Annotated in this window: 6 protein-coding genes; all 6 read right to left on the bottom strand. The window is 35.8% G+C overall.

Annotation, left to right across the window (positions count from 1 at the left end; all coding sequences use genetic code 11):
* Window positions 1-140 precede the first annotated feature (140 nt).
* The 6 genes from VIL26_07085 to VIL26_07060 all read right to left on the bottom strand — a co-directional run bounded on the left by VIL26_07085 (window position 141) and on the right by VIL26_07060 (window position 7,267).
* On the bottom strand, window positions 141-1,313 hold the full coding sequence (locus VIL26_07085) for an MFS transporter (protein ID HEY8390692.1): 1,173 nt from the start codon (window positions 1,311-1,313) through the stop codon (window positions 141-143).
* 105 nt (window positions 1,314-1,418) lie between these two features.
* Window positions 1,419-2,168, bottom strand: coding sequence for an ABC transporter permease subunit (locus VIL26_07080; protein ID HEY8390691.1), 750 nt, complete (start codon window positions 2,166-2,168; stop codon window positions 1,419-1,421).
* Entirely contained in the window at window positions 2,168-3,121 is a 954-nt protein-coding gene (locus VIL26_07075) for a hypothetical protein (GenBank protein ID HEY8390690.1), read from the bottom strand. Before VIL26_07075 ends, VIL26_07080 begins: the two co-directional genes overlap by 1 nt.
* Before the next feature lie 17 nt (window positions 3,122-3,138).
* Window positions 3,139-4,911, bottom strand: a complete 1,773-nt coding sequence (locus tag VIL26_07070; protein HEY8390689.1) for an NADH-dependent [FeFe] hydrogenase, group A6 — start codon at window positions 4,909-4,911, stop codon at window positions 3,139-3,141.
* 11 nt (window positions 4,912-4,922) lie between these two features.
* Entirely contained in the window at window positions 4,923-6,659 is a 1,737-nt protein-coding gene (nuoF, locus tag VIL26_07065) for an NADH-quinone oxidoreductase subunit NuoF (GenBank protein ID HEY8390688.1), read from the bottom strand.
* Between the two features lie 128 nt (window positions 6,660-6,787).
* On the bottom strand, window positions 6,788-7,267 hold the full coding sequence (locus tag VIL26_07060; protein ID HEY8390687.1) for an NAD(P)H-dependent oxidoreductase subunit E: 480 nt from the start codon (window positions 7,265-7,267) through the stop codon (window positions 6,788-6,790).
* Window positions 7,268-7,629 lie beyond the last annotated feature (362 nt).

Here is a 7,629-nt window from a genome sequence, read left to right as displayed (position 1 = left end):
TGCTATAAGCAGAGTCCTGCCTCAAAAAGCATCTGTCGGTGTAATAAAGTATATGTATAAGCAAGACAATAACGGCAATGGAAATGCCAGAGTCTAATATTAATTAAAAATCCAAGTTCAAAAAAAACTTGGATTTTTTATTAATTAGTAGAATTTCTTTTGGTTTTATTAAGAAGCTCGCACATAATAATCATCAATATACAAAACAGCAATAAAAATGCAGGCAGCAAAGATATATTAATATATTGAGCGATTAGTCCAAATAACGGTGGCATAAAAGTTGAACCTATATATGCGCATGCCATTTGAATACCCATTATAGATTGAGATATATCTGCTCCAAAATTATTAGGTGTGCTGTGTATAATAGACGGATAAATAGGTGCACATCCTAATCCTATAACAAAAAATGCTACACACATAATAAAATCTATCGAAGGAATAAACAGCAAAACTATGCCTATTAAAATAAGAACTTGACCAAGACGAATAAGGCTTTTATCACTCATTTTGACAGTCAAAAGACCAGAAATAAATCTTCCTAATGTTATTCCAAAATAATACAACGAAATCCAAGAAGCCGCTGTTTTTACTTCTATGCCCTTAGCTATTACCAAAAAGCTGTTTCCCCATAATCCTGCGGTGCATTCAACTGCGCAATAACACAAGAATGCCAACAAAACTGGCTTTGCTCCTTTGATTTTAATTATTTCTTTTAATGAAATAACTTTGTTTTCTTGTATTTTATCTTGATTTGATTGTTTGATTTTACCTACCCTATTCCACATAGGAAGAGTTAAAAACAATATAATCACCAAGCCCGTCTGAATAAGTCCAACCGTGAGATAGCCTGATTGCCAGCTACCCTTATTAAGCCAAAAACTCATAATCAAAGGGCTTGCAGTAACGCCTATTCCCCAAAAGCAATGCAGCCAATTCATATGTCTTGCCTTGTAATGCAACGCAACATAGTTATTCAAAGCGGCATCAACGCTGCCCGCACCTAATCCCAAAGGAACGCAAAAAAGCAGAATCATCCAAAAATTAATCGAAAAAGAAATCCCTATCAAAGCAAAAGCGGTCAAAGCTACGCTTACCGCTGTAGTTAAGCCTGTTTTGAAACGGCGTATGATCTTAGCGCTAAAAAAGCTGGATATTATTGTTCCACACGATACCGTAAAAGACAAAATACCGGCATAAGATAGCGGAACGCCAAATTTGGTATAGATTGTAGGCCATGCTGTACCCAATAAAGAATCAGGCAAACCTAAACTAATAAAAGCAAGATAAATAATCACAAGTAAAAAAATCATAAAACACCTTTAGCAAAGCAATCTTAATATAATAAACTATCATATAACACAAAATAATCTCGTATAAAAATACGAGATTATTTTGCTATGGAAAAAGCAACTAGATTAGTATTTAATTTTGCTTTTAATTTTTTTAACAGCTAATTCAACCAAAAATACAAACAGCACCAAAATCAATGTCCAGGCAAAAATATCAGCAGTATCTAAATAAAGTTTTTCTTGCAGCATTGTGTAGCCTATTGTGCCTGTCGGCTGTGCAATAAACTCAGACATTACCATAACCTTTAGTCCTAACCCAAATGACTGGATAAATGATGCAATAATATAAGGCAAGGTTACAGGCACAAACACAGTCATAATGATTTTAAAATTAACGTTGCTTAATTGCCTTATCTCATCTTTCAGCGTGCTGTCTATTGCAAAAAAGCCATTTAATACGCCCTCATACATAACAGGCAATACTACAAATGCAGTTATAAAATACGGACTGTATTCGTTGCCTATCATAAATAATAAAATAATTATTATTGAGGCCACTGGAATAGTTCGTAAAATTACAAAGAAGGGTTTGAAAAAATTTTCAAACCCTGATGATTTGTACGAACAAAAAGCCAATAATACGGTCATAACCGCACAAATGACTATCGTTAAAACTAGCCTTCCAATAGTTTTAAGGATTATTAAATATGTACTGCCCTTTTTTAACAAAGCAAACAATGCCAAGCCAACGCTTTGAATATCTGGTATTACTAGGTCATTGTTAACAACCCTTTCTCCTGTTATCCAAAGCATTATCAAAAATAATACGCCAAGTATTACATATATAAAGCCGTAATTTTTGTTTCTTTTGTTCATTAATAGTAAAATGTATCCTCAGGCAGTTTGTTCAACAAGTTAGGATTTTGTTCCATCAAAAGCTCGAAATACTGCTCTGCAACGCTTTTATTAGCTTTTGCATCAAGATAATTGATCACATTGCCGCTCTTTATAGCTGATGCAATTACCTCTTTTGTAAGATTAGCAAAAAATTCATTTTTGTCAATAATATCTTGAGCATAAGCATCAGGGTTATCATTAAGCTCTTTAATGTCGGCTTTTAATTTAGATAAAACTTCATTGATCTTGTCAAGATTCTTAGATTCGGGGTTAACAAATATTCCTGCTTGAGGTATTGATTCCATTTTGCTTTGCAATACAACCTGCAAATCAACAATGTTGAGTTTTAGTCCAAACTTAATCTGTAATTGCGATACCACAGGCTCTGCTACGACCGCATAATCATATTGAGAATTATTAGCCTTAAACAGAGGAACTACCTCGCTTACTCCTGATTGATAGGTTATATTTTCTTCATTTATTTCAATGTTTTTATTAGCCAATGCCGCTCTAAAGATTATATCAGGAGTTGAACCTTTCCCAAAAGCAATTATCTTTTTGCCTTCCAAATCTGCCAAAGAATTATCAAGCGGTGTTCCTTCTTTGGAAACAATATAAACGTTTCCAAATGTAATCATTGAAGCAAGTTTATAAACAGACTGATTGTTATTATACAGTTTTGCTCCAAGATTTAAAGGTGCAACCACTATATCATGTGATTTTGATGTAAAAGCTGAGGATAAAAGATCAGGTCCATTAACATTTTCAACTTTTACATCTTTTTCATCATAAAGATTGCCCACAGCGATTAAGGTTATTCCGTTAGGAACCATAATCTTAACTTCGCTTTTAGTTTTATCGCATCCTATCACAGCAAAACCGCTCATAGCTATAATCATTGATAGTATAAATGCAAATAAAACTTTTTTCATTTAATCATCTCCAAAATTTATAATTTTGAATACGTATCCTTTTTGGTGTAATGCGTATGCAAAATATGGTGTGCTTTGTGACTGCCAGGCTTTTCTAAATACTCTTTATACAATTCAATCACAGCAGGGTTTTGATGTGATTTTCTCAATTCTTTGTTGGCATCAATATTATACAAAGCCTTGGCGCGTTCAGCCCTAACATCTATATTTTCTTGAAGTTCAGCACAGAGAATAGGTTGACCGCCGCCATTTATGCAACCGCCTGTACAAGCCATAAATTCTACAAACGCGTACTTATTAGGATTACGTTTTACTCTTTCAAACATTTCAGGGAAATTAACCGCACCATGAACTACCGCCACAGTCAGCTTGTTTCCTGCAATTTCAAGCTCAGCTTCTTTTATGCCTTCGCCAGCACCTCTTAACGCAGCAAAATCTACGTCACTGTAATCTTTATTTTCAAGTATATCTCTAACTGTTCTCAAGGCTGCTTCCATAACGCCGCCTGTTGCTCCAAAGATTACGCCCGCACCTGTATATTTTGCCAAGGGACTTGAAGGAACAATGTCTTCCAATGCTCTGAAATCTATATCGCGTCTTCTAATCATTCTAGCCAATTCACGCGTTGTAAGAACATAATCAACATCTCTTACGCCGTCAGCTTCCATTTCAGGGCGCTTTGCTTCGTATTTTTTAGCAATACAAGGCATTACAGAAACAACTCTTATCTTTTGCTTGTCAATATTTAGCTTAGCCGCATAATAATGTTTTGTCAATGCTCCATGCATCTGTTGAGGAGATTTGCATGAAGATAGATTGGACAAAAATTCTGGATAATATTGTTCTATATATCTTATCCAGCCTGGTGAGCAAGAAGTAAACAAAGGCAATGCTTTCGTATTTCCGCTTTGGAACTCTTTAAATCTTTCTATAAATTCTGTTCCTTCTTCCAATATAGTTACATCTGCACTAAAGTTGGTATCAGTAACATCATCAAATCCTAGTTTTTGCAAAGCATTGTAAAGTTTGCCTTCCACATTAGTACCGACGGGATAACCAAATTCTTCTCCTAATGCAGCTCTGACTGCAGGGGCTATCTGAACTACGGTATAATATTCTTTGCTGTCAAGAAGATTGAGAACATCGTCTATTTGTTCTTTTTCTCTCAATGCTCCAGTCGGGCAAGATTGAATACATTTTCCGCAATAAATACAGCCGCTGTCATCTATATTGTGATTTTGCGCCGTGCTTACATAAGTATTAAAGCCGCGTTCATTATAATCCAATACAGCTGTTCCTGCAAGCTTTTGACAAGCTGAAACGCATCTGCCGCACAAAACGCACTTTGAGTTGTCAAGAACTATAGCGTCTGATATGTTAACAATATAGTTCTTTTTCTTATGATAAGGCTGTTCGCCCATATAATTATCAATATTATATTTCCTCAAAAGTGATAAAAATTCACAATTTCTTTCTCTTGGACATTTCCAGCAATCAAATCTATGGTTCGCAGCAAGCAAAACAAGATTTTTCTTAACTGCTTTTTTTACTCTTTCGGTATTGGTGCGTACTACCATGTTGTTTTGCACTTTAACTGTGCAAGAATTCTTCAAAGAACGTATTCCTTCTATTTCTACAACACAAACACGGCATGCTGCTGTTTCGTTAATTTCTTTCAAATAACAAAGTCTAGGTATGTTAATTCCGACAGTTTTAGCCGCTTCCAAAATAGAATAATTCTCAGGTACTGTAACAGTTTTTCCATCTATAGTCAATGTAATATTATTCATCATCTTCTCTCCTAAACTAAGATTATAGCGTTAACAGGACACGACTGCTTACACAAGTTACACTTTGTGCAACGAGACGAATCAATTTTGTGTACCTTCTTGACATCGCCGCTAATTGCAGCAACAGGACAATTACGTTTACATTTGCCGCAGCCAATACATTTGTCAGTTACAAAGTATTTGATAAGAGCCTTGCATGCTTTTGTAGGGCATTTTTTGTCAACAACGTGTGCAATATATTCATCACGGAAATTAGCCAAAGTAGAAAGCACAGGGTTGGGCGCAGACTGTCCCAATGCGCACAATGCTGAATCTTTTATAAACAAAGCCAGTTCTTCAAGCTCTGTCAAATCTTCCATTGTGCCATTGCCGCTCTTTATCTTATCCAAAATCTCAAGCATTCTTCTGGTACCTTCACGGCAGGGAGTACATTTTCCGCATGATTCTTCAACGGTAAACTTAAGATAAAACTCAGCTACATCCACCATGCAGTTATCTTCATCCATAACAATCATTCCGCCGCTACCCATCATAGAGTTAAGATTGAGAAGATTGTCATAGTCAATAGGAGTATCCAGATGTTCTTCGGTCAAACATCCTCCAGAAGGGCCTCCTGTTTGAACCGCTTTGAACTTCTTATCATTAGGTATTCCGCCGCCTATACCGTATATAACTTCTCTTAAAGTAGTTCCCATAGGAACTTCTAATAAGCCTGTATTATTGATTTTGCCGCCCAAAGCAAATACCTTGGTACCTTTGGACTTTTGAGTACCCATAGAAGCAAACCATTTGTCGCCTTTTAAGATAATAACGGGAATGTTGGCAAATGTTTCTACGTTATTAATAACTGAAGGCTTTCCCCAAAGACCTTTATCTGCAGGGAAAGGCGGTTTGTTTCTAGGCATACCACGTTCGCCTTCTATTGAAGCCATCAATGCAGTTTCTTCTCCGCAGACAAACGCTCCTGCTCCAAGTCTTAATTCAAGGTCAAAATTAAAGCCTGAACCAAAAATGTTTTTGCCTAATAAGCCAGCTTTGTATGCTTGATCAATTGCATGATTCAATCTTTCTACCGCCAAAGGATATTCTGCTCTTACATAAATATATCCTTGAGATGCGCCTATTGCATATCCGCCGATAGCCATAGCTTCTATGACGCTGTGAGGATCGCCTTCCAAGACAGCTCTGTCCATAAATGCGCCAGGATCGCCTTCATCGGCATTACAAATAATATATTTTTGATCGCTCTTGTTCTTAGCGCACAAACTCCACTTTAGACCGGTGGGGAATCCTCCGCCGCCTCTTCCGCGAAGTCCTGATTCTTTTATGACATTAACTACTTCTTCAGGCGTCATTTCGGTCAAAACTTTTCCCAACGCCTTGTATCCGTCATAACAAATATATTCATTTATATCTTCGGGATTAATTACACCGCAATTACGCAAAGCAATTCTTACCTGCAAAGGCGCTCCATCTATTTTCTTGAAATTGTCGATTGTCAAATCTTTTACAGGAACACCCATGCAAAGATGGCTTTCAACAATCTGTTTTGCACCTTCAACAGTGACCTTGCAGTAAGTTGTCTTTTGACCATTATGGTCAATAACTTCAACCAACGGTTCCAATGCACATTCGCCTACGCAACCTACAGGTGTAAGGTCAACATTATCTAATTTCTTTTGAGTAATTTCTTGCAATAAAGTATCATATATCGCTTTGGCACCTGCAGTAAGTCCGCAAGTAGCCATACCTACAACAACACGAAAACCATTTTCATGATTTTGCGGCATAATCTTAGCTGCTGTTTCTGCCTTTGTCTGATTCAAATAATCTAAACTTATCATTTTACTCTCCCAATATCCCAAAATAAAAACAACTATGCCTTCAAGGCTTCTTCTATAGCCTTTTTAGCTATATCTTTATTAGCCGCACCGTAAACTTTTTCGTCTATCTTAAATACCGGGGCTAGACCACAAGCTCCTATGCAACGAGTGGTTTCTAATGTAAACATACCGTCTTCTGATGTTTCGCCAGGTTTTATTTTGAGCACTTCTTCTATAGCCTGCAAAATTTCATTAGCACCCTTAACATAGCATGCCGTACCCAAACAAACGCTTATAACATGCTTGCCTTTGGGTTCTGTTGAGAAGTTAGAATAAAATGTAACTACGCCGTTAATCTTAGCTACTGATTCGTTTAACTCCTCAGATATGATTTTTTGCACCTCAATAGGAATGCAGCCAAAAATCTTCTGCGCATCATGCAATGACGGCATCAGCGGTCCCGGCTTTTGTTTGTGTCTTGCAATACACTCTTTTAGCAACGCAACCTTTTTTTCATCTAAAACAAACTTCATATTTTGTCCCCTTGTGAAAATTGAATATATTTCTTTCTTTACAAATAAAAAATTATTAAATCTTGGATTTGCAATTTTGCAATTATTTTTAATAATATTGCAAATAGATTGCTTATTACAAAGTATATCAAAATCACAAAATTAAGTCTAACAAATTAACATAATTTGACAAATTTTAATTTACCAACAATTAAAGATACACATTTTATTATCGTATTTTGATAATTATTAAATAAATAAATTTAAAAAGTTTAAGAACTTTGTTAATATTTTAATAAAAATATTTTGATTATGATTTAAATAATAATTATCGCTAAAATGACCAAATAGATAATAAAAAAGTGCCGAATGTTTCGGCACTT

It is taken from the genome of Clostridia bacterium, assembly GCA_036562685.1.
Classification (GTDB): domain Bacteria; phylum Bacillota; class Clostridia; order Christensenellales; family DUVY01; genus DUVY01.
This window is presented reverse-complemented; position numbering and strand designations above follow the sequence as displayed.

What these genes read in the sequence shown, in the direction of transcription:
- VIL26_07085 (HEY8390692.1), bottom strand. Translation starts at nt 1,313, where the DNA reads ATGATTTTTTTACTTGTGATTATTTATCTTGCTTTTATTAGTTTAGGT.
- VIL26_07080 (HEY8390691.1), bottom strand. Translation starts at nt 2,168, where the DNA reads ATGAACAAAAGAAACAAAAATTACGGCTTTATATATGTAATACTTGGC.
- VIL26_07075 (HEY8390690.1), bottom strand. Translation starts at nt 3,121, where the DNA reads ATGAAAAAAGTTTTATTTGCATTTATACTATCAATGATTATAGCTATG.
- VIL26_07070 (HEY8390689.1), bottom strand. Translation starts at nt 4,911, where the DNA reads ATGAATAATATTACATTGACTATAGATGGAAAAACTGTTACAGTACCT.
- nuoF (HEY8390688.1), bottom strand. Translation starts at nt 6,659, where the DNA reads ATGGCTACTTGCGGACTTACTGCAGGTGCCAAAGCGATATATGATACT.
- VIL26_07060 (HEY8390687.1), bottom strand. Translation starts at nt 7,267, where the DNA reads ATGAAGTTTGTTTTAGATGAAAAAAAGGTTGCGTTGCTAAAAGAGTGT.